This window comes from Dyadobacter sediminis (genome assembly GCF_005860765.1).
GTDB classification, from domain to species: domain Bacteria; phylum Bacteroidota; class Bacteroidia; order Cytophagales; family Spirosomataceae; genus Dyadobacter; species Dyadobacter sediminis.
Genome location: NZ_VCEI01000021.1, coordinates 155,817 through 176,792 on the forward strand (window position 1 = coordinate 155,817; position 20,976 = coordinate 176,792).

Genomic DNA, 20,976 nt, shown 5'->3' on the forward strand with positions numbered 1-20,976 from the left:
CTCTACAACTTCAAACTTTTAAGCCGCAAACTGTTCATCACAACCGAAACCGAACTTAACGCCATGGCTGCGCCGGCGATCATCGGATCGAGCAGGAAGCCGTTGAACGGATATAGAATGCCTGCTGCTATGGGAATTCCTATCAAATTGTAAATGAACGCCCAGAACAGATTCTGGCGGATTGTAATGACTGTTTTTCTGGACAAATTCAACGCTTTTGGCAAAGCCAGTAAATCCGAAGTAATCAGCGTCATTTTGGCAACATCCATCGCAATGTCCGATCCTTTTCCCATTGCAATGCTTACGTCAGCTTGTGCAAGTGCCTGCGAATCATTGATGCCGTCACCGACCATCGCAACCGTTTTCCCTTGCGATTGCAGCTTGGCGACAAATTCCATTTTGTCATTCGGCTTCACTTCGGCTTCGTATGCCTGAATTCCTGCTTCTTTGGCTACGGCGGCTGCGGTTTGCGCGTTGTCGCCTGTCAGCATGTATACGGCAATGCCTTGCTTCCGAAGTTTTGCAACTGCTTCCTGCGAAGTAGCTTTCAGCTTGTCAGCGATGGCGACAAGCGCGATCTGGCGGTTACCGGCTGCGACAGCAATGACCGTCTTGGCTTCCGAAGCAAGTTTTGCAGCCTGTTTTTCAAGTTCAGGATCAAGCGTAATTCCTTCATTTTCAAGGTAAGAAGCAGTTCCGATCACATACCTTACATCCTTGACAATTCCCTGGATGCCATTCCCCGTTGCAGACCGAAAGTCCTGTACCTTGACCTGTGTTTTTTCTTCAATATACTGCGTTACGGCTTGTGCAAGCGGATGTTCGGATCTTGCTTCAAGTGCACGTACGGCTGCCAAATGCATGGATTGCTGTTCTGTTCCAATAGCCCAGTTCCAGTCCGTTACTTTTGGCCGGCCTTCCGTAAGCGTTCCGGTTTTGTCCAGAACCACGGCATCTACTTTGTACGCTTTTTCCAGACTTTCCGCATCTTTAATCAGCATGTTGTTTTCAGCACCTTTTCCCACGCCGACCATTATGGCCGTTGGCGTAGCAAGTCCCAGCGCACACGGACAAGCGATAACCAAAACAGAAACTGCCGCCAGCAATGCATGTGTAACAGCATTTTCTCCGCCAAAGAACAGCCACGCAGCGAAAGTCAGTACGGCAATTGCGATCACTACCGGAACAAAAATGCCGGCTATTTTATCCACCAGCCGCTGAACCGGCGCCTTGCTTCCCTGCGCTTCCTGAACCGTTTTTATAATTTGAGCCAGAACAGTTTGCTTCCCGATTTTCTCTGCAATGAACGTAAAGCTTCCGTTCTGATTAACGGTTCCTGCAAAAACGGCATCGCCTGCTTTCTTCCCGGCCAGAAGCGGTTCGCCGGTCATCAGGCTTTCATCCACTAAGGAACTGCCGCTGATTACTTTTCCATCCACAGGAATTTTTTCTCCTGAGCGGATGATGATTTCATCATGCAGCAGAACATCTTTTACCGCAATTTCCAGTTCTGTTTTATTCCGGTAAACGCGGACCGTTTTCGGCTGCAGACCGATCAGTTTTTTCAGCGCATCCGAAGTATTCGATTTGGCGCGTTCTTCCATTAGTTTGCCCAGAAGGATAAAGAAAACAATGACAGCCGCCGCTTCAAAATAAACATGCGGGTGCAGGCCGCGTGCATGCCAGAATTCCGGATAAAGCGTATTGAACGAGCTGAAAAGAAACGCAGTTCCGGTGCTTAGTGCCACGAGCGTGTCCATGTTGGCTTTTTTATGACGGGCCTGTTTCCATGCATTGGTAAAGAAATTTCTTCCAAAAACAGCCAGTACCGGAATCGTCAAGGCCATCATAATGTAATTTCCAAAAGGAAATGTACTGCCGGATTCGTCCATGAAAAACATGCCGATGACGACAATCGGAACCGTTAACAGGGCCGTCCAGATTGTGCTTTTTTTCAGCTTTTCATAATATGCGTGTTGTATTTGCTCTTGCTCCGCAGCCGCTTCTTCCTCGTCGTCCTGAACAATAAGCCCGTAGCCGATTCCCTGAAGCACGTTGTCGAGCGACTGCAGGTTCACAATCCCGGGATCGTAATCAATCTGTACCGACTGATTGGCGTAATTGACACCCGCATCAGCGACGCCGTTTGTACTTTTCAGCATGGATTCCACGCTTACAGCGCATGCAGCGCACGACATGCCGGTTACCGGAAGTGTTATTTTCTGAGATTCTGAAATCGTATCCATAACGCTTGCATTTTATATAATACAAAGATACGGATTGCAAACCCGGAAGAGCTTACACAATTATGGCTGTGATTTACAGGATTCTGAAATCAGCGTTCAGGCCAGTTTTGTGCCGTTCGGAACTTCAAAATCCGGGCTGGATAAAATTACTTCTCCATCCGGCAGGATAAAACCGGTCGTTAATACTTCCGATCTGAAATCAGCGATCTGTTTCGGCGGAAAATTGGTCACGCACAATACCTGTTTTCCCAGCAACTGTTCTTTGGTATAACGTTTCGTAATTTGTGCGGAACTGGCTTTGATGCCGATTTCCGGCCCAAGGTCAATGTGAAGTTTAAACGCGGGTTTTCTGGCTTTCGGGAAATCTTCCACGGCGATGATTGTTCCGGCTCTTAAATCCACATTTTCAAATTCCTGCCACGATATGGTATTCATCATTTATATTGTTGGTTAATGTGTAGCTGTTGGCTGTTAGCTTTTAGCTTTTAGCTGTTGGCTTTTAGCTTTTAGTTTTTAAAGGTACAGGCTTTTGTTATTTACGATTTATAAAAAAAATTACTTTCCTGATTGTTAAAAATCTAATCGTTAAAAGCTTTTTAAGTAACTCCGATTATCAGTTTTGCAGTTTTGTTCGATCAAACATTTATTTTAATCGCCAAAAGCTAATCGCCAAAAGCCAATCGCTAACAGCCAAAAGCCAAATGAACATTAAATTCCGGTTCCCGCCTGCTTTTACATACGTTGAATGTATTTAAACAAAAACGATGTTTATGAAAAAGCTGGTTGTATTTGTTTCGTTGCTGCTGTTTGGACTTGCAGGTTTTTCTTTTCAGGATAAAACTGTTCCGTTTTACATCGGGACGCAGGATAAAGGTGCCAATTCGTCCATTACGCTTTGCGAGCTTAATCTTTCGTCTGGACAAGTTACATTGATTGATACATTCAACAACAGCTCCGGCCCGGGTTACGTGGCTGTTTCTCCGAATAAGAAAAACCTTTATGCAGTTACTGCCGACAATAAAATCACCGCATTTGCGATAGATGCGGACCATAAGCTCAGTTACCTCAACAGCCAGTCTTCCGAAGGCATGAACCCTTGCCATGTTTCGGTGCATCCTTCGGGCAAAATGGCTTTTGCTGCCAATTATACGGGCGGAAGTTTTACTGCTTACACCTTACAGCCCGACGGGAAAGTGAATCCGCCCGTTTACACCGAACAATATTCCGGAACCGGGCCGAATACCAAAAGACAGGAAAAATCGCATGCGCATTTTGCAACCGCAAGTCCGGACGGAAAATATGTATTTGTTACAGACCTGGGAAGTGACAAAGTGATGAATTATGTTGCCGATGCCAAAACAGGAAAACTGAAGCCTAATCCGGCGCAGCCATTTTTTACCGCCAATCCGGGTTCCGGGCCAAGACACCTGATTATACATCCGTCCGGCAAGTCGCTGTTCCTGCTTAATGAACTGGATGCAACGCTTACGTCGTGCACAATCGGCAAAGACGGCGTTATTGCAGCAGTTAAAACTTACCCGACCATCCCGGCCGATTTCTCAGGAACGAACACGAGCTCCGCCATTCATCTGCATCCGAACGGCAAGTTTGTATATGTTTCCAACCGGGGCCATAATTCCGTTACCGGATTTAAAATCAATTCAAACGGAGAACTGGAAATGGTGGATCAGCAGACAAAATCCATCGCCACACCGCGCGATTTCAACATTGACCCGAGCGGAAAATTTATGATTATTGCCAATCAGTCAACGGATAATCTGGTTGTGTACGATGTGGATGCTTCCACCGGGAAATTTACGTTCCGTCAGGAAAGTATTGCGGTTAAACTTCCTATATGCGTGGCGTTTCTGTGACGGCTTACAGCTTTTGTGCTACTTTGTTCTGATAATAATTCAGGAAATCTTCAAGCTGCTCCACAGGCATTTTGCGTGCAATGATCTTTTTGCTTTTATCCAGAATGTAAATCGTAGGCGTTGTAACAACATCGAATTTCCTGTAAAAGTCGATCTGGTTCAGCGCATCAAACCCGTTGATCAGTTCTTCCAGATGGTATGTAGTCACAAAAGATTTCCATTCTTCCATGTTGTGCTCTGTTGAAATTGCCATGACCTTGACGCCATTGGCTTTGTTTTTATCATAGAATGCTTTGAGCAACGGAGAAGCTTCCTTGCAGTGGCCGCAGGTTGGAGAATAAAAAAACAACACGGTATAATTAGCCTGAACGGCCTGTACACTAACCTTTTTGCCGGAAGGATCAACCAGCGACAAGGCCGGAAACGGTTTGTTGACGAGCACGTCTTTCAGCGTATTTACTTTTTCCGCAATGCGCTTTCGTACCTCTTCGGAAACGCCCATTTCGCCGGAAAGATAATATTTATTGGCCATATGAACCCATACCGCTTCGGTCCCGACCGTTTTCGGGTTTTCGTACTGATTGGTGATGTAAAATACAACTACAGATTTGACGTCCTTGTTTGCAGAAGCTTTTTTGACGAGCATATCGGCATCTTTAATCAGGGAATCCGGCGTCTGGGCGACAAGGTTTTTGATATAACGGTCCAGTTTCGGTTCCAGAAACGGCGTGTTCAGGATGCGCGGATCAGAAAAATCAAATGCATCCCAGTAATGCGCTTTGTAATAATTGAAAACCCAGACGGAGTCGGTTTTGCCGTTCGGTAATTTGGGTGCAGCCGGAACTTCCGGGTCAGATGACATTTGTAGCAGTTGTGCCGTAAATGTTTTGCCATGCTCGTTCATCAGCTTGCTGCGGTAATTCCTGAAATTTTCCTGTGCCGTTCGAATGCCGGCCTGCGCATCGGCCGTCTTGATATTTTTCAGCGATTCAATTTCCTTTGTTCTTTTTTTTAGCTCTTTCTGATAAGCATAAAACAGTTCATTTTCGGCCGAACCCGTGATTTTCATTTGTCCGATGATGTCCGTTGTATCCGTTTCAAAGGAGAAACTGGTTTCCTTTCCGGAATATACGAGTTCGATCCAGCGGGCATTTCCGGGAAAAAGTACGACATAAAGTCCGCCGGGAAGATCCGTTTTTCCTTCAAATACCATTTTGCCGTTCGCATCGGCCCTGGCCGTGTCTTTGGGTACAAACAGCGTATTGCTGCGGTTATAATGGCCAATGATCAGCGAAGAATCCTTTATGCCTCTGATGGTTGCCTCGATATGATATCCCTGAGCGAATGCCGGAGTGAAAAGTGCGGCGCTTAAAAGCAGTGTAAAAAAGATTGTGCGCGTATAATATTTCATCAGGTTCATGCTGTTTGCTGACAAACTGTTTTGTTATTTGTTTCAGGTTTTACAAAAATCATAAAATTAACTTCAAAACGATAACTTCTGACCGCTTCTTATCCAAATGTTTTATTTTCTGTCCAAAGCTGTTGATTTTCTGGTGATGCCGCTGAGCATTGCTTTTTTTCTGCTGTTGTATGCGCTTTTTACAAAAAAAGACACGGGCAGAAAACGGGCAGTTTTGCTGACGGTTATCCTTTTGATGCTGATTTCCAACTCGTACATTGTGAACAAGGCATTCAACTGGTGGGAACCGAAGCCGTTAAACATCGGCAGCATTCAGCAGGTTTACGACGCGGGTATATTGTTGTCCGGCGGACTGATTGCTTCCAATGATCCGGCCGAGGACCACGCATGGATGGGCAGGCACGGGGACCGGGTTCTGCAGACATTCCTGCTTTACAAAGCGGGAAAAATCCGGAATATTCTCATTACGGGTACAAGTTCGGAAGCAGTGATGGCAGCGGGCAAAGGTGAAACCCGGCAGGCGGCGGCAATGCTGGTGAAATGGGGCGTTCCGGCACATGCCATACTTTACGAGGAGAAAGCAAGAAATACGCGTGAAAATGCATTGTTCTCGGCCCGCATTCTCAAAGAAAAATTTGCTTCCGGAAAATATGTATTAGTAACCTCCGCATTCCACATGCGCCGGTCGGCCGGGTGCTTTGCAAAAGCGGGTGTAAAAGCAGATTTGTTCCCGGCCGACTTCTATGGAAATTACTACGGAGTAACGCTCAAAGGTGCTGTTATTCCGGATCCCGATGCCCTGGCGTATTTCAGCCTGCTGTGGCACGAGTGGGTTGGTTATATCGTGTACAGTCTTGCAGGTTACTGCTGACCCTTATACGCTCAGTATTTTAACCATTCTCAGCAGATCTTCGCTGATGGGTTTCGGAAGGCGGATCGTGTCCTCGAAAGGCGTATAAACCAGATCATTGTTAACGATTCCGGCCATCACGTTCTTCTGACCGCCGATCAATCCTTCCACCGCACCCAGTCCGAGGCGACTTGCCAGAATGCGGTCGTATGCCGAAGGCTGGCCTCCGCGCTGCGTATGTCCGAGCGTTGTTACGCGGATATCTGCATTTTCATCCACCTGAACTTTGATCTTGTCCGCAACTTCCTGCGCGCTTCCTTCTTCGTCACCTTCGGCCACAATAATGATGGAAGAAGATTTTGAACGGCTCCATCCCTGCTTCAGCGTTTCCACCACTTCGGAAATCGGCGTCAGTACTTCGGGAACCATTACAAGCTCGGCGCCTCCGGCAATACCGGACTGAACCGCAATGTATCCCGAGTCGCGGCCCATCACTTCTATAAAGAATATACGGTCATGCGAACTGGCCGTATCTCTGATCCTGTCAATGGCATCCAGTGCCGTATTAACAGCGGTGTCAAAACCGATCGTGTAATCGGTTCCATACAAATCGTTGTCGATTGTCCCCGGCGCGCCAACAGTCGGAATGCCGTATTCATTTCCAAAAATCATGGCCCCGGTGAACGTTCCGTTTCCTCCGATCGCGATCAGTCCTTCAATGCCATGTTCCAGCAGGTTGTCATAAGCCTGTCTTCTTCCTTCAGGCGTCATGAATTCCTTGCTCCTGGCGGATTTCAGGATCGTTCCGCCTCTTTGTACTATATTACTTACCGAATACGATTCCATTTTATAAACATCGCCGGCAATCATTCCGCTATATCCTCTTCTTATTCCATAAACTTCGACACCATGGTAGACCGCTCCGCGCACTACTGCCCTGATACAGGCGTTCATGCCAGGGGCATCTCCTCCTGAGGTAAATACACCAATTCTTTTCATTTAATTACGGGTTACTTCTATCGATCTCTGTACAGGTCCTTTAAACCTTAAAGGCACAATTTCTGCAAATTTATCCGGTATTTTCTTATTATATATGTCCTAATTCTTAATTCTGTGAAAAAATTACGGCAAGAAGATTGAGATTTAACACCTCAAACATATATCATAACTTATATATTTGCGCCGGTCATTTAAAAAACACCATACGTTAACAGGCGTTCGTTTAAACGATTAATGATCCTGAAGTCCTGTTTTTTCAGGCCGTAAAATTTACAGTAACCAAGTAGAAAATACCCGTCAGCTTAATACTAACAAAATGAAAAATCTGATTTCCTGGCAACGCATATGGCCGCATCTTGTAGCTGTAATTGGTTTTATGGCTTTGTCTGTCATGTACGTTTCCCCTGTTCTGCAGGGCAAGAAGCTGAACATGCATGATGACATTCAGGCCAAAGGCGCTGCCAGAGAAGTAATTGATTATCATGAAAAAACCGGCGAATGGTCCAGCTGGACAAACGGGATGTTTGCCGGAATGCCCGCTTACCTTGTCGCCGGCGATTATCCCACCAGTATTTCCACCAAGCTCGGGCAGGGCATTAACAAGCTTTTGCCTGCGCCGGCCAACTATATCCTGATCGGCCTGGTGAGTGCATATGTTCTGTTCCTTGTGCTCGGAACAGGCGGCTGGCTCGCAGCGCTGGGCGCCATTGCATTTTCATTTGCCACTTTTAACCTCGTCAGTCTCGAAGCCGGGCATGTTTCCAAAGTCATTGCCATTATGTATGCTCCGGGCGTACTGGCGGGCGTTTTGCTTGCTTTCCGCAGAAACTGGCTTGCCGGCGCCGCGCTAACTGCACTGTTTTTGTCGCTGGAACTGTATGCAAACCATATTCAGATTACTTATTATCTGGGAATAGGCATTATCGTGCTGGTGGCCATTGAAAGCTGGGTTTATATAAAGGAAAATCGTGTAAAACAGCTTTCGTTTATTATGGCAGGGCTGGCGCTGGCTGCTGTGGTTTCGCTGGGCACGCATACAACGCGCCTCTGGAATGCTTATGATTATACCAAAGAAACCATCCGCGGCAAGCCCGAACTTACTGCGCTGAAAACACCCGGCAAAGAAATCGTAACCGACGGACTGGATAAGGATTATGCTTTTCAGTACAGTTACGGAATTGGCGAAACATTGACCCTGCTCGTTCCGAATGCATACGGCGGTGCTTCAAACGGCAATTTCTCAGGTACTTCCGAAACGTACAAATTGCTCGCAAGCCGGCTTGCGGATGCAGCCGCAGTCCAGAACATCATGCGTATGGTTCCTACTTACTGGGGCGATCAGCCTATTCTGAGCGGTCCTGCGTATGCCGGTGCCATTGTGATTTTCCTGTTTGTGCTGGGTCTATTTATTGTAAAAGGTCCGCTGAAATACTGGTCTGCGGGAGTAACTGTCCTGTTTGTGATATGGGCCTGGGGTAAAAACCTGGCAGGAGTCAATTACCTGTTTTTCGATTACTTTCCGATGTTCAACAAGTTCAGGGCCATGACCATGGTGCTGGCGCTTGTTCAGCTGATCATGGTTTTTCTTGGAATGCTGGCACTGAAAATGATTGTCCGGCGGGAAATGGCATGGAAAGATTTTCAGAGACCGTTCCTGATTACACTGGGAATTGTTGGCGGAATTACGTTGCTGATGGCTTTGATGCCAGGCGTTTTCTTTGACTTCCGTTCGGCCAACGATCAGCAGATTACGGATGCATTTACGCAAATGTCCGGGGATAAAAACTTTGCGGTCCAGATTCTGGAAGCCATGTTGAATGACCGCCGGGACCTGATGAAAGGCGACGCGATCCGTAGTCTTGTTTTTGTGCTTTTAACAGCGGGTCTTGTCTGGCTGTGGATGAAAGACAAAATAAAACCGGTCATTTTTTATGCATCGTTTATCCTGATTATGATCTTTGATCTGTTCGGCGTAGACAAGCGGTACCTGAACAATGACGACTTTGTAAGCAACTATGCTTCGCAGGCACCCATGACGCCTTCTCCTGCCGACGAACTGATCCTGAAAGATACCGATCCGGATTACAAGGTGCTGGATGCGTCCACTTCTCCGTTCCAGAGTGCGGAAGCGTCTTATTTTCACAAGTCTATTGGCGGATATCACGGCGCCAAACTGCGTCGTTACCAGGAGCTTTTTGAAAGACAGATTGCCAAGCAAAATCCGAATCCGGGCATTCTGAACATGCTGAATACGAAATACATCATTCAGGCAGACCAGCAGGGAAACAAAACGGCTCAGCCTAATCCGGGTGCTTACGGACACGGCTGGTTTGTTGATAAATACCGCGTTGTACCGAATGCAGATGCCGAAATGAGTGCGCTGGATTCATTGAACCCGCGTATTGAAGCCATTATAGATCAACGCTTTGCAGACAAGCTGAAAGGATTGGTCATACAGCCGGATTCAGCGGCAAAAATCAGTCTGATCAGTTACAAACCTAACGAACTGATTTACGAAAGCAACAGCAGAAATGAAGGTCTTGCCGTATTTTCCGAGATTTATTACAACGTCCGGAATGAATGGAAAGTAACCATTGACGATAAGCCTGCGGATATGATGCGTGCCAATTACGTGCTTCGTGCGCTTCGTGTTCCTGCCGGCAAGCATACGATCCGTTTCAGCTTTGAACCCGTTTCTGTCAGTGTGGGAAGCAAGATCGATCTTGTCAGTTCACTATTGCTTTTGGCATTGGTTGCCGGAGCTGTTTTTGTGGAAGTAAAAAGTAAGAAAACAGTTTAATACTATCAGCAACTTTTATGACAGACCGTAAATTTCCGATCGGACCGCTTGTGTTGCAGGAAGATTATACAAAAGAAGAATTAAAAGATTTTATTTCAGTTATTGCAAATATTGCCGCTGATTACAGCAGGCTTGTCGAAAACCTTGCTGAAGAAGATCTTGTAAAAACATACCGTGAAGGCAGCTGGAATATCCGGCAATTGGTTCATCATGTGGCTGATATTCAGTTTCTTCATTATATGCGCATGAAAAAAGCCGTTACCGAACCGGATTACAAGGAAGTGACGCTGATCGATATGAATGCATGGGCCGAAACGCCGGATTCATTTCAGGCACCTGTTTCCGTTTCTCTGAACATGCTGCACGGCGTACATTACCGATATGCACTTTTTGCGCAGTCGCTGCATGAAGAGCAGTTGGCAGTTACGTATTTTCATCCTTTGCGTAAAATTGATATTAGCCAGAAACAGGCTTTGGCCATGTCCGTATGGCATGCGCAGCATCATCTGGCGCATATCAAGCTGGCCCTGAACATGCTTGCATAAGAATTAAAAACTGCATTCAGTATGTCGCAAATTACGGGCAAATACCTCATTCTCATCGGGATTGCAGTTGTTGTGATCGGCGCAATTATTTATCTGTTCAGTGACAAGCTGCACTGGCTTGGCCGGTTGCCGGGTGACATCCGTGTAGAAAAGGAGAATTTCAGATTTTACTTTCCGGTTGTCACCATGCTGCTTCTGAGCGGATTGCTGAACCTGATCATCTGGCTGGTGAGAAAGTTTTTTGGCTGATTTCACCAGACAAGTTCATAGGAAGTGCTTCTTCCGCCGGAGGCTTCTTTCCTTAAAATACCTTTTGCAATCAAATCCTGAATGTCTCTTCCGGCCGTATCCTGCGACGATTTGGTTATTTTGGCCCACTTGGAAGAAGTCAGTTTACCGAAAAAGGTTTCCTGTATTTTATTGATCATCAGCCGCTGCCTGTCATTAAGAGGTGTTCCGCTGTGTTTGTCCCAGAATTCGGTACGTTTCAGAACGTTATTCAGGGTCTCGCCGGTAAAAGTAAGTGAATCGTAAAGACATGCTAAAAACCATTGCAGCCAGTCTGTAATGTCCAGCGAGCCTTTCTGGGTTTTTTCCAGCACATTGTAATATGCATTTCTTTTTAGCCTGATCTGCAGCGACATGCTGTAAAACCGCTGTGTGCTGTTATCTGAGCGCGCAAGCTGCATATCTGCAATGGTTCTGGCTATGCGGCCATTGCCGTCATCGAACGGGTGAATGGTTACAAACCACAAATGCGCAATGCCTGACTTGATAATCGGATCGGTATCATTGTGGTGATTAAACCAGTGCAGGAAAGTGTCCATTTCCTTTTCGATCCGGTCTGCATCGGGGGCTTCAAAATGAACGGTTTCATTACCCAATTGACCGGAAACAACCTGCATCGGGCCTTTTTCATTATTTCTCCAGTTTCCTGTTGTGATTGTATACATGCCGCTTCTGCCGGACGGAAACAACGACGATTGCCAGCCACACAAACGGTCTTTTGTCAGTAAGCTGTTATAATGCTGAGTAGCATCCAGTGTCATTTCCACCATGCCATCCACATTCCTGTCGGAAGGTACCAGACCCGCAACTTCCAGTCCAAGGCGCCGGGCAATGGAAGATCGTACCTGTTCGGGATTCAGGATTTCTCCTTCGATTTCCGTTGATTTCAGGACATCTTCCATCAGCGTGTTCAGCATGGCCTCACTGCGTACCGAAAATCCCAGTGCATCCATTCTGCCGGCTAACTTGCCCTGCGCATACTTTACTTTACCCAGTATTTCTGAAAGTTCCGCATCCTGCCAAGCGAATGCAGGCCATTCCGCTTTTTGATGAATATACTGAGCCATTTTCTTTTTGCTGTGAATATATTCATTATTCTCCGCATATATGCGGAGAATAGGCTGATTAATCTCCGCAAGCAAATTACTTTTCAGTCAATGTCTTTTCGTAATCCACAAAAATATGAATCCATATGGCCCTACCGAGACGGATAATAACGGGTTGCAACAAAAACAGAACAACCGCAATCGTAACAAAAAACCAATTGAGGTCCATTTTAAAACCGATCAGCAGAATGACCGACAAAATAGCCATGATGAGAATGACAATCGGGAAGCTGGTCCATAATGCACCGATGTAAAAACCGGGTTCGATCATAAAATCCTGATCACAAACCGGACAATGTTTCGGCATGTCCAGGCTGCCTTTGAAGCTGTACGGATTGTGTTTGGCAAACAGTTTTCCCTTTCGGCAACGCGGGCATTTCAGGCTCAGAATGTTATAAAGCTTTGACATGAAAACAGGGTACGGCTATTTGCGGACGGGTTTCAAACCTTTCATGGCTTTTAATCCGATGGATGCAGGTTTTGCGGGTAAGGCAAGCAAACTGGTTTCTATTTCCGGTTCCGTAAATTCTTTTGCGCCGGACAGATAACGTTCAATGATAAAAGCTTCTTCGCGCTCAAATGCAATGGACGTATCATGCGCATATGCCGACATATCGTACAGTTTCTTATACCAGATCGCTTCTTTCAGGTTGCCGTTGAAATGATAATTATTTTCAAAACCCTTGTCAAACTTGAAAATAATGGGCTTGCCAATGTTGGCGATCAGACTTTCCGGATCTCCCGTAAGCGTGATCGGAATGTATGTTTTCTTGTCATATATAAAACCGCCGTGATTGTTTTTGATATACTCACGCATGTTTCTCGGTGTGTCGCCGACAAAAAGCACGTCCACTAGCAAAATCTGCCTGGCATGATAAAACTGATCAATGCTTTCGATAAGCGGGAGTGTTGAAATTCTGATCATCGATTTAAAATTATTTCCTGTACAGCAACTACAAATTCCAGCCCTGTTCCCTGGATACCGAGCTGTAAAATACTGAACGTATTTTAAAATTATATGTTCATTTTTCCGGCTAGCTTCCAGGAGTCGGGCCCGGCTTTTTTTTGCTGTGGTAATACCGCGAGGACTTGGAAGTACTGCCGCATATCAGCGGATTGCACCATAATTTGGTGTTGTTTTTGGTGTGGTCAAGAAATATCCAGCCGCATTTCCGGCATTCTTTTATTCTTTTTCTGTCGTCTTCCAGAAGCAGTCTGTATGTGTCTTTCAATACAAGCCAGATGGGTTTGTCCAGTGAAATTCCGGTATGCACGATGTCCGTTACGTATTGATCCTGATGAAATGAAACGCCGGTTTTCGACAAAGCTTCGGAAAGAAACAGATTGAATTTTTCAAGAACGAAAGTTTCCGGTCCGGTTCCGGCGGCAATGGCTGAAAACAGTGCATACATGGTTTCCCGCAGGTCAATGGCTTTTTCAAATGCTTTTGTAGCCTCTGAAATGTTTGTTTGTGCAAATTCCTGCAACGCTCCGAGTCCGGCTTCATCCAGCAATTCCATGCGCCGGCTCCATGTGATGATGTCGTCGTAAGCAGTAAGGTAATCATGGACATTCTCCACTTTCCGGTCACGGACGGTATTGATAAAGTGGAAAGGCAAAGTGCCGCCATCGAGCGTAATGGTTTCCAGCGTTCTTTTAATGGACATAACTTACCAGCTAAATAAATTTTGAACGTAATAAAAATACTATATTTTTACGATGTAAATGGTTTTGGAACGTAAGAATTTAAAGTTATGCAAAGTAACAGCGAATCGCAATGGAAAGTTATACTTGCTTTTGTGGCCATTTACGTAATCTGGGGTACAACTTACATCGGAATTGCATTCGGTCTGGACGGATTTCCGCCGTTCATTTTCTGTACCTTTCGTTTTTTTACAGCCGGATTGCTGCTCTTTCTTTATGCACGTTCTAAAAATAGCAGGGTTCCACCCCGGAAAATCATGTTTTCGTCTTCTGTAAGCGGCACCATTGCGCTGGTGGGCGGCTCCGGATTGGTAACCTGGGCGGAGCAGTATGTGGGACCGGGCCATGCCGCCACGATAATTGCCGCTGAGCCGTTTATGTTCATCTTGTTTGAGCGCAGCATGTGGCGTTATTATTTTTCACAAAAAACGGTTATTGCCGGATTGCTGCTTGGCTTTGCCGGACTTCTGCTGTTTTCTTCGGCCTCGGTTCCGAAAGCCGGCGCACAGGAAATGCAGCTGGCCGGAAACCTGGTGCTCATTCTGAGCGCCCTCTTATGGGTTTTGGGTTCTTTATACGGTAAAAAGACAAATACGGAAGCTTATTCCAACACCATGATCACCAGCATCCAGCTGATGGCAGCCGGAATTTTCAGTGCTTTTCTGGCTTTGATCACCGGCGAATGGGAACGTTTCAGTTTCAGCGGCATTTCAACTGCTTCATGGAGCGGGCTTGTTTATATGATCACCATGGGTTCCATGGTTGCTTTTCTGGCTTTTACATGGCTGATGACCATCCGGCCGCCTGCCCTGGTGAGCACGCATACGTATGTTAATCCGGTTGTAGCTGTTTTTACAGGCTGGCTGCTTGCAGGCGAAAATTTTTCCTGTATGCAGATCACCGGACTGGTCGTGATTCTGCTGGGCGTGCTGCTTACGAAATTCCCGGAATACCGGAATGTGCGTTTATTTTCAAAATAACTGTCGGTCACACTTCAAAAAGTTTAAAAAACTTCACTTTTACATAAAGATTGATAACTTTTGTGCTTTCAGTTTAACTTTGAAAATAGGAGCACCTCAGATTACAACATATTTTGTCAAAGAAAATGGTAAAAACTTACAGATTTATAGCGCTGTTGGGTGACGGCAGGGAGCGTTTCAGCGACAAAGAACTTGATCAGGAATGGCCAACGGAGCCTGTCGTTATTGATGCTTATGGCTTCTCGGATGTTTACCGGTATGCAGGATATGTGTTTCTCAATGAAGAATGGTTTACCAAATACAGCAAAAACTGGCATGTGAGTTCGATGGAAATTGACAACTTGCTGGTTAATCTCGTAAGATACGCCGCCAATGATTCCCAGTCCGAAAATCTGGTCAAAATCAAGGCATATCTTGAAACGCCGCCGGATACACTGGAGCAAGCTATTGACGTATGGAAAAGTTTCTATGATCCTGCATTAAAAAGAATCTGATAATTTTCACAGCCAAACCGCCAATTTCCCGGAAATTCAAAGCAACAGCTAAAGGCTCAAAGCTAACAGCCAACAGCTAATAGCTAAAAGCTAACAGCCAACAGTCAACTACATATAAATAAAAAAATGCTGTCAGGATCTATTTCCCGACAGCATTTTTTTATGCTTCCAAATGAAAATCAGTTGTATCCCGGATTTTGTTTCAGCAACGGCGTTCCGTTCACCACACTCATATCAATCTGATATTGCGGAATCGGGAAATAGTTGTTTTTGCCGTTGATAAACTTGGCGCCAGCCAGATCCGTCGTCACTTTGGATTCGTAAGTGAAGAAATTGTTCAGGCTTTGTTCTGCAATTCCCCAGCGCACATAATCAAAGAAACGGTGTCCTTCCATCGCCAGTTCGATGCCCCGCTCAAAGTAAATGGCTTTCAAAACCTCGCTTTTTCCTTTTGCCGCCAAAGTGCCGGCCGGGTAAGGTTTGATCACATAATTCGCCGCCGGCGTTGTGGAAAATCCGGCAAGCGGGTTGCTGTTGTCGATGTACTTGTAAAGCCAGCCCGATTTGTCCGCTGCCCTTATCCGGATGCGGTTGACATATTCTTCTGCTTTTGCAAGGCTTCCTGCATTGGCTTCGGCCTCGGCAGCCATCAACAGCACATCGGCAAACCGGATAACGAGCACATTAATTGCATTTCCCGGTGCCCATGAGCTGAGGTCGGCATAGAGATCCTGCGTTTTTTGCCGGTGAATATTCTTTTTCGGCGCATATGGGCCTCCGTAAGCCTGATCGCGGACCCAGTTCATTCCGGGAAACAAACCCCAGTCATGGTAAGGAACATCGCGGCGGCCAACGGTCCAGTCAAGGCGGGGATCAAGCGGGCCGGGATCAGCTGTGAACGGTGCTGCGGAAGTAAGTTTCAGATCGCTTTTCACGGCATGACTGTTGAAATCGTTGATGTAAGGCAAGCCATTAGCATCCGTCCGGTACGAATTGACAAGCATCTGAGTCGGCTGAAAAAAGCCGCAGCAGGCAAAAGGTGCACCCGTTCCGTAAGGAAAGTTCAGCATGCCGCCCATGTTCGCGTTCGTAATGTCCAGTGTTCCGTCATTGGCCACCATCTGGATGGCAAAAACGGATTCTGCATTGTTTTTGGTAGCCGCATCAAAATTGTCCTTGAAAGAAACCAGATCGTATTTCAGGCCGTTGCTTGTAACGCCGCTGCTGATCACTTCCGTAAATACCGGAATCGCTTCTGCAAATTTCTTTTCATACAAATACGTTTTGCCCAGATATGCGCCCGCAGCCCACTTGTTAGCCCTTCCGACCAGTGTTTGCGTTGCCGGAAGTTTTTCATAAGCCGCCCTGAAATCCGCTTCGATCATCGGCCAGATATCCTTGTCATTTGGCTGGTTGAAAACCGTTGTAGTTTCGTCGATCCATGGAACCATGTTCCACATTTTCTTAAGTTCAAAATAATAATGGCCTCTTAGAAAACGCGCCTGACCTTCCATATTGGCTTTTTCCGCATCAGAAACGCCTTCCAGTGAAGCCAGTAATTTAAGTACGGCATTGGTCCGGGAAACGCCTTCGTATAACGCTCTCCATTTTGTGTTGAAAAAACCGTTTTCCGCTCCGGTACTGAACGTGGCAATGGTGTTGATCGGAGTCTGGTCGCCGCCGTCGCTTCCCTTGTGCGCCTCGCCGCCGGGAATGGAACCGTAAACCCAGTTGTCGGGCGGCGCTTCCCAGCCGTTTCCGCCGTTGAAATCACCTTGCCCGTCCAGTGCGGCATAGGCGCCGGTCAGCAGTCCGTTAATCCCTTTTTCGTTTGCAAGCACTTCATCGCTCAGCGCACCCAAAGCGGGCTGATCTAAAAAATCGTCTTTACATGCCTGCAGAACCGGAAATCCTGCCATCAAACAAAGAACGATCCAATGCTGGATTCTCTTTTTCATATCGTGTCTCGGATAAATGTTAAAAAGTAAGATTAATGCCCACCGTATATTGTCTGGAAGAAGGGTAGGAGCCTTCATCCAGTCCGAATACCGTCGGACTGTTTCCTGAATTTCTGCTGACTTCCGGATCGAGGCCGGAATAGCCGGTGATTGTAAATAGGTTGGTTGCCTGAAGATAAATGCGGAACTGCTGCGTTTTGATCTTTTTCAGAAATGCCGGAGAAAACGTGTAGCCAAGCTGAATATTCCTTGCCCGCAGATAAGATCCGTCTTCTACGAAATAGGAATTGGGAACATTGATCGTACTGAAAGAGCTTGAATTTTCCTGGATCGGCGCTTTGGCATTGTGGTTTTCGGGTGTCCAGGAATCGTAAAGTGCAGTTTTGCTTTTTGCTCCGGAACGCGACGAGTTGAAATCGCTCCACCAGCGTGTCTGGTTCCAGATCTCATTTCCCTGAACGCCGTACAGGAACATACTGAAGTCAAATTGTTTGTAATTAAATCCAAGGTTCAGTCCGTAGCTAAAATCCGGGTTCGGATTGCCGAGCATGGTGCGGTCGGCAGAGGTAATCTGGCCATCACCGTTGCTGTTTTCATAACGGAATCGTCCTGGCGCAGCGCCGTCCTGATATACGGCATTTGCATCGCCGGTCTGCTGCACAGCCTGCGCGTTGGCAGCGGCAATTTCTTCATCCGAATTCCAGAAGCCGATTACTTTATAGCCAAAAAACTGACCGATCGAGTTTCCGACCTGATTGCGGACGATGGAAGAACCATTGAACCCGCGGGCTTCCAGGTCAAAATAATTGCTGCTGTTCGTTACTTTCAGGATCTTGTTGTTGTAAGTCGTAAAAGTAAGCGTTGCGTTCATTTTAAGGTCTTGTCCAAGATCAAAACGCGAGTTAAGCTGCAGATCAATCCCTTTGTTTTTCATTTGACCGATATTCACGAAAGGGACCGTTCCGCCACCAGCTGTGCCGATCAGGGACGGGTTAAAAAGAAGGTCCTTGATTTCCTTGACGTAATAATCTGCAATCAGGTCCAGCCTGCCTTTGAAGAAAGTGGCATCAATCCCAATGTTCGTACTGATGTTTTTTTCCCAGACTGCATCCGGATTTCCGATCTGGCTTTTTTCAAATCCTTCCAATGCGCCGTTGCCGCTGGTTCCGCCGAGGTCATAATAAGAACTGCGGCGGTTGGAGCTGTAAGTCGTGAATGCGTTTCCTGTATTTACGTTGATCTGATTCCCCATAACGCCATAATTAGCACGCAGTTTCAGGTCGTCGAGCCAACTGATGCCTTTCATGAAGTTTTCCTGTGAAATTCTCCATCCGGCACTCACAGCCGGGAACAAACCATATCGTTCATTGATGAATTTGGAAGAACCGTCTCTTCTTAAAACCGCGCCGAACAGGTATTTGTCATTGTAAATGTAATCCAGTCTTCCGATCAGGGAAAAAAGGGCATCGGCATTGCGGCTGCTGTAATTGCTTCTTGTTCCCGAGCCGGTCCCGAGATTCATGTAGTTTGGATCAAAAGAAAAATAACCCTGTGTATCGCCGCCAAGTTCGTAACTCTTGCCACTATACGCTTCTGTTCCGGCAATGACTGTAAGGTCGTGCTTCTGCATGGTCTTGTGGAATGTGACAAGGTTTGTCCACGTCCAGTTGAAGCCTGAGTAAGCGCTTTCCGAATACGTATTGGTGTTGCTGTTTTCCTTGTTTTCGTAAGTCGGAAAAGCAAAGGAACGCGATCTGCCGGAGTAGTTCTCTCCGCCCAGGCTGGTTCTCAGCGTAAAGTTTTTGAACAGATCTACTTCTGCAAATACATTGCCGAAAAGGCGGTTGTCAAGTCCTTTGTTGTATCGGGTACGGTCACGCATGGCCACCGGGTTAAACGCATCGCCCATGCCGGAAGCACGGCTGCCTGCATAATTGCCCATAATATCGTAAACCGGTATAATCGGCTGCATACGGAAAGAAAATGCTATAGCCGAGCCGCCATCCGAAAGGGCTGTTTTCGGATTGTCTGTAATGGAGTAAGCCAGGTTTTCGCCGATGCGGATGTGCTTGCCGATGTTATACTGGCTGTTGGAGCGGATGGTGTACCTTTTCAGATATGTGTTCGTCAGCGCACCTTCCTGATTGAAATAATTTAATGAAAACAGATAGTTGCCCTGGTCGCTTCCGCCGCTCAGTGATATGTTGTGACTTGTGGAAGGTGCCGGTTTGAATATTTCATGAAACCAGTCGGTACCCGCTTTGTTCGCCTTTACAATCTGGTTGAACGTGTTGAAATCGTCCACGGAAGTATAGTTCGGGTTGACGTAATACAAGTCCGGGTTTGTGGCCGGATCGCCTTCTTTGGCACCGGTCGGCAAAATGTAATCCGGAAGAACCGGCGTTGCGCCGTGGCCATACTGATCATCGCCAACGGGCAGGCCGGAATTTTTCTGAACCTGAAATTTCAGCTGCGCCTGTTCCATCGGGTTCAGTGTATTCCAGACATTCCCTTTCGGCGGCGTTTGTACGCCATACCATGCGCTGTAATTCACTTTTACCTTGTCTTTGCCTTTTTTGGTTGTAATAATGATTACACCGTTGGCTGCACGCGAACCGTAAATCGAAGCAGAGCCGGCGTCTTTCAGGACCTGCATGCTTGCAATGTCATTGGAGTTCAGGTCAGCAATAGAAGTGGTCGGAACGCCGTCGATTACATAAAGCGGCGAGTTATTTCCGAATGTGTTCAGACCGCGGATACGAACCTGCGGCGTTTCGCCCGGCTGTCCGGAACCGATGATCGTGACGCCGGATGCGCGTCCCTGCAACTGATTGGCAACCTGTGCGTCCGGCGTTTGTTTCAGCTGCTCCACGTCCACAACAGAAACGGCACCGATCAGGTCCTTTTTACGCTGTGCGCCGTAACCCGTCACCACCAGTTCCGAAAGCGTGGAAACGTCGGGCAGCAGCTTAATGTCCAGTGCAGTCCGCGTGCCAACCATTACTTCCTGCGCGGTAAAACCGATAAAACTGAAAATAAGAATGGATTCATCGCCGGCAACGTCAATGCTGTAATTGCCTTCGAGGTCCGTCATGGTTCCGTCATTGGTTCCTTTTACCCGGATCGCAACGGACGGCAAAGCTTCGCCTTTGTCATCGGTAACCTTGCCTTTTACGGGCCGCAAGGCTGCCTGTGCTGTTTCTGCTGCGGATTCCTGCACTTTCTCTGCTGCCGTTTTTTCCGTAACCCCGATCATGTTGCCGACCTGACTGAATTCCAGCGACGTTTGTTTTTCAATGAGTTTCAGAATAGCCGGAACAGGCAAGCCCATGGCATAAAGCGTTACCTGCGGTGCATTCCGCAGCATTTTTTCGTCAAAAGCAAACGTAACGCCGGTCTGCTGTTCGATCTGCCTGAATACCGTTTTGACCTTCGTCTGCTTTACATCCATGTTGACACGCTGAGCCTCTGTGGTGCCGGCCATCAGCAAGGCCGTACTCAGCATGTTTATGCCCAGAATAAGCGTAGAAATGCGCATACATTTTTTGAATAAGGGAATTCCCTTATGGTAATAATTCACCATATTTGTCTGATGTTTAAGGTGTAAACTGTTAAACTCTTTCCTTTCCTGCTACTCATGGTTCCAAGCATTGCATAGCGGACGGGATGATCATTGCCGGGGACATTTGCCGTGTCTCCGGTATTTTACGAG

18 protein-coding genes are annotated in these 20,976 nt (G+C 46.8%); 7 read left to right on the plus strand and 11 right to left on the minus strand.

The features are described from left to right. Nucleotides 1-2: 2 nt before the first annotated feature. The 3 genes from FEM55_RS08020 to FEM55_RS08025 are packed head-to-tail and all read right to left on the minus strand — an operon-like array spanning nt 3 to nt 2,681. A complete protein-coding gene (locus tag FEM55_RS08020; protein WP_510185823.1) occupies nt 3-2,198 on the minus strand; it encodes a heavy metal translocating P-type ATPase in 2,196 nt (731 codons plus the stop codon). Next, entirely contained in the window at nt 2,134-2,286 is a 153-nt protein-coding gene (locus tag FEM55_RS25510) for an MJ0042-type zinc finger domain-containing protein (RefSeq protein WP_510185824.1), read from the minus strand. The genes FEM55_RS08020 and FEM55_RS25510 overlap by 65 nt, the downstream gene beginning before the upstream one ends. Nucleotides 2,287-2,342: 56 nt before the next feature. Next, on the minus strand, nt 2,343-2,681 hold the full coding sequence (locus FEM55_RS08025) for a tRNA-binding protein (RefSeq protein WP_138281635.1): 339 nt from the start codon (nt 2,679-2,681) through the stop codon (nt 2,343-2,345). Between the two features lie 335 nt (nt 2,682-3,016). Here FEM55_RS08025 and FEM55_RS08030 point away from each other — a divergent pair, with 335 nt between their 5' ends. Then, nucleotides 3,017-4,120, plus strand: coding sequence for a lactonase family protein (locus tag FEM55_RS08030; RefSeq protein ID WP_138280824.1), 1,104 nt, complete (start codon nt 3,017-3,019; stop codon nt 4,118-4,120). Nucleotides 4,121-4,124: 4 nt separating this feature from the next. Here the strand turns inward: FEM55_RS08030 and FEM55_RS08035 are convergent, their stop codons facing one another. Beyond that, on the minus strand, nt 4,125-5,540 hold the full coding sequence (locus tag FEM55_RS08035; RefSeq protein WP_229209149.1) for a TlpA family protein disulfide reductase: 1,416 nt from the start codon (nt 5,538-5,540) through the stop codon (nt 4,125-4,127). A 97-nt stretch (nt 5,541-5,637) separates the two neighbouring features. Here FEM55_RS08035 and FEM55_RS08040 point away from each other — a divergent pair, with 97 nt between their 5' ends. Further along, on the plus strand, nt 5,638-6,411 hold the full coding sequence (locus FEM55_RS08040) for a YdcF family protein (RefSeq protein WP_138280825.1): 774 nt from the start codon (nt 5,638-5,640) through the stop codon (nt 6,409-6,411). Between the two features lie 3 nt (nt 6,412-6,414). Here FEM55_RS08040 and pfkA read toward each other — a convergent pair whose 3' ends face one another. Further along, the gene (pfkA, locus tag FEM55_RS08045; RefSeq protein ID WP_138280826.1) at nt 6,415-7,389 is read right to left on the minus strand and encodes a 6-phosphofructokinase; all 975 of its coding nucleotides are present in this window, start codon (nt 7,387-7,389) and stop codon (nt 6,415-6,417) included. 316 nt (nt 7,390-7,705) lie between these two features. On the opposite strand from pfkA, the gene FEM55_RS08050 reads away from it, so the two are divergent. Genes FEM55_RS08050 through FEM55_RS08060 form a run of 3 tightly spaced genes read left to right on the plus strand, consistent with a single transcriptional unit; the run spans nt 7,706 to nt 10,983 of the window. Then, on the plus strand, nt 7,706-10,189 hold the full coding sequence (locus FEM55_RS08050; protein WP_138280827.1) for a YfhO family protein: 2,484 nt from the start codon (nt 7,706-7,708) through the stop codon (nt 10,187-10,189). Nucleotides 10,190-10,206: 17 nt separating this feature from the next. After that, nucleotides 10,207-10,734 (plus strand): DinB family protein, encoded by a 528-nt coding sequence (locus FEM55_RS08055; RefSeq protein ID WP_138280828.1) that lies wholly within the window; start codon nt 10,207-10,209, stop codon nt 10,732-10,734. A gap of 21 nt (nt 10,735-10,755) precedes the next feature. After that, nucleotides 10,756-10,983, plus strand: coding sequence for a DUF2905 domain-containing protein (locus FEM55_RS08060; RefSeq protein WP_138280829.1), 228 nt, complete (start codon nt 10,756-10,758; stop codon nt 10,981-10,983). A 2-nt stretch (nt 10,984-10,985) separates the two neighbouring features. Here the strand turns inward: FEM55_RS08060 and FEM55_RS08065 are convergent, their stop codons facing one another. The 4 genes from FEM55_RS08065 to FEM55_RS08080 all read right to left on the minus strand — a co-directional run bounded on the left by FEM55_RS08065 (nt 10,986) and on the right by FEM55_RS08080 (nt 13,795). Then, nucleotides 10,986-12,089 (minus strand): Fic family protein, encoded by a 1,104-nt coding sequence (locus FEM55_RS08065; protein WP_138280830.1) that lies wholly within the window; start codon nt 12,087-12,089, stop codon nt 10,986-10,988. Between the two features lie 76 nt (nt 12,090-12,165). Continuing rightward, on the minus strand, nt 12,166-12,537 hold the full coding sequence (locus FEM55_RS08070; protein ID WP_138280831.1) for a DUF983 domain-containing protein: 372 nt from the start codon (nt 12,535-12,537) through the stop codon (nt 12,166-12,168). Nucleotides 12,538-12,552: 15 nt separating this feature from the next. Continuing rightward, complete coding sequence (locus tag FEM55_RS08075; RefSeq protein ID WP_138280832.1) at nt 12,553-13,053, minus strand: hypothetical protein; 501 nt, start codon at nt 13,051-13,053, stop codon at nt 12,553-12,555. Between the two features lie 109 nt (nt 13,054-13,162). Further along, a complete protein-coding gene (locus FEM55_RS08080) occupies nt 13,163-13,795 on the minus strand; it encodes a CGNR zinc finger domain-containing protein (protein WP_138280833.1) in 633 nt (210 codons plus the stop codon). Between the two features lie 87 nt (nt 13,796-13,882). Between FEM55_RS08080 and FEM55_RS08085 the strand changes: the two genes are divergently transcribed. Next, nucleotides 13,883-14,812: an EamA family transporter gene (locus tag FEM55_RS08085; protein WP_138280834.1), complete on the plus strand. Its 930-nt coding sequence runs from the start codon at nt 13,883-13,885 to the stop codon at nt 14,810-14,812. Between the two features lie 125 nt (nt 14,813-14,937). Then, entirely contained in the window at nt 14,938-15,306 is a 369-nt protein-coding gene (locus FEM55_RS08090) for a hypothetical protein (protein WP_138280835.1), read from the plus strand. A gap of 179 nt (nt 15,307-15,485) precedes the next feature. Here the strand turns inward: FEM55_RS08090 and FEM55_RS08095 are convergent, their stop codons facing one another. Continuing rightward, nucleotides 15,486-17,264, minus strand: a complete 1,779-nt coding sequence (locus tag FEM55_RS08095) for a RagB/SusD family nutrient uptake outer membrane protein (RefSeq protein ID WP_138280836.1) — start codon at nt 17,262-17,264, stop codon at nt 15,486-15,488. A gap of 19 nt (nt 17,265-17,283) precedes the next feature. Then, nucleotides 17,284-20,802, minus strand: a complete 3,519-nt coding sequence (locus tag FEM55_RS08100) for a SusC/RagA family TonB-linked outer membrane protein (RefSeq protein ID WP_171036507.1) — start codon at nt 20,800-20,802, stop codon at nt 17,284-17,286. Between the last annotated feature and the right edge of the window lie 174 nt (nt 20,803-20,976).

Coding starts and splice junctions, on each gene's coding strand:
- FEM55_RS08075 (WP_138280832.1), bottom strand. CDS start 13,053: ATGATCAGAATTTCAACACTCCCGCTTATCGAAAGCATTGATCAGTTT.
- FEM55_RS08035 (WP_229209149.1), bottom strand. CDS start 5,540: ATGAACCTGATGAAATATTATACGCGCACAATCTTTTTTACACTGCTT.
- FEM55_RS08100 (WP_171036507.1), bottom strand. CDS start 20,802: ATGCGCATTTCTACGCTTATTCTGGGCATAAACATGCTGAGTACGGCC.
- FEM55_RS08090 (WP_138280835.1), top strand. CDS start 14,938: ATGGTAAAAACTTACAGATTTATAGCGCTGTTGGGTGACGGCAGGGAG.
- FEM55_RS08025 (WP_138281635.1), bottom strand. CDS start 2,681: ATGAATACCATATCGTGGCAGGAATTTGAAAATGTGGATTTAAGAGCC.
- FEM55_RS08055 (WP_138280828.1), top strand. CDS start 10,207: ATGACAGACCGTAAATTTCCGATCGGACCGCTTGTGTTGCAGGAAGAT.
- FEM55_RS08070 (WP_138280831.1), bottom strand. CDS start 12,537: ATGTCAAAGCTTTATAACATTCTGAGCCTGAAATGCCCGCGTTGCCGA.
- FEM55_RS08040 (WP_138280825.1), top strand. CDS start 5,638: ATGTTTTATTTTCTGTCCAAAGCTGTTGATTTTCTGGTGATGCCGCTG.
- FEM55_RS08095 (WP_138280836.1), bottom strand. CDS start 17,264: ATGAAAAAGAGAATCCAGCATTGGATCGTTCTTTGTTTGATGGCAGGA.
- FEM55_RS08065 (WP_138280830.1), bottom strand. CDS start 12,089: ATGGCTCAGTATATTCATCAAAAAGCGGAATGGCCTGCATTCGCTTGG.
- FEM55_RS08050 (WP_138280827.1), top strand. CDS start 7,706: ATGAAAAATCTGATTTCCTGGCAACGCATATGGCCGCATCTTGTAGCT.
- pfkA (WP_138280826.1), bottom strand. CDS start 7,389: ATGAAAAGAATTGGTGTATTTACCTCAGGAGGAGATGCCCCTGGCATG.
- FEM55_RS08060 (WP_138280829.1), top strand. CDS start 10,756: ATGTCGCAAATTACGGGCAAATACCTCATTCTCATCGGGATTGCAGTT.
- FEM55_RS08080 (WP_138280833.1), bottom strand. CDS start 13,795: ATGTCCATTAAAAGAACGCTGGAAACCATTACGCTCGATGGCGGCACT.
- FEM55_RS08085 (WP_138280834.1), top strand. CDS start 13,883: ATGCAAAGTAACAGCGAATCGCAATGGAAAGTTATACTTGCTTTTGTG.
- FEM55_RS08030 (WP_138280824.1), top strand. CDS start 3,017: ATGAAAAAGCTGGTTGTATTTGTTTCGTTGCTGCTGTTTGGACTTGCA.
- FEM55_RS08020 (WP_510185823.1), bottom strand. CDS start 2,198: ATGTCGTGCGCTGCATGCGCTGTAAGCGTGGAATCCATGCTGAAAAGT.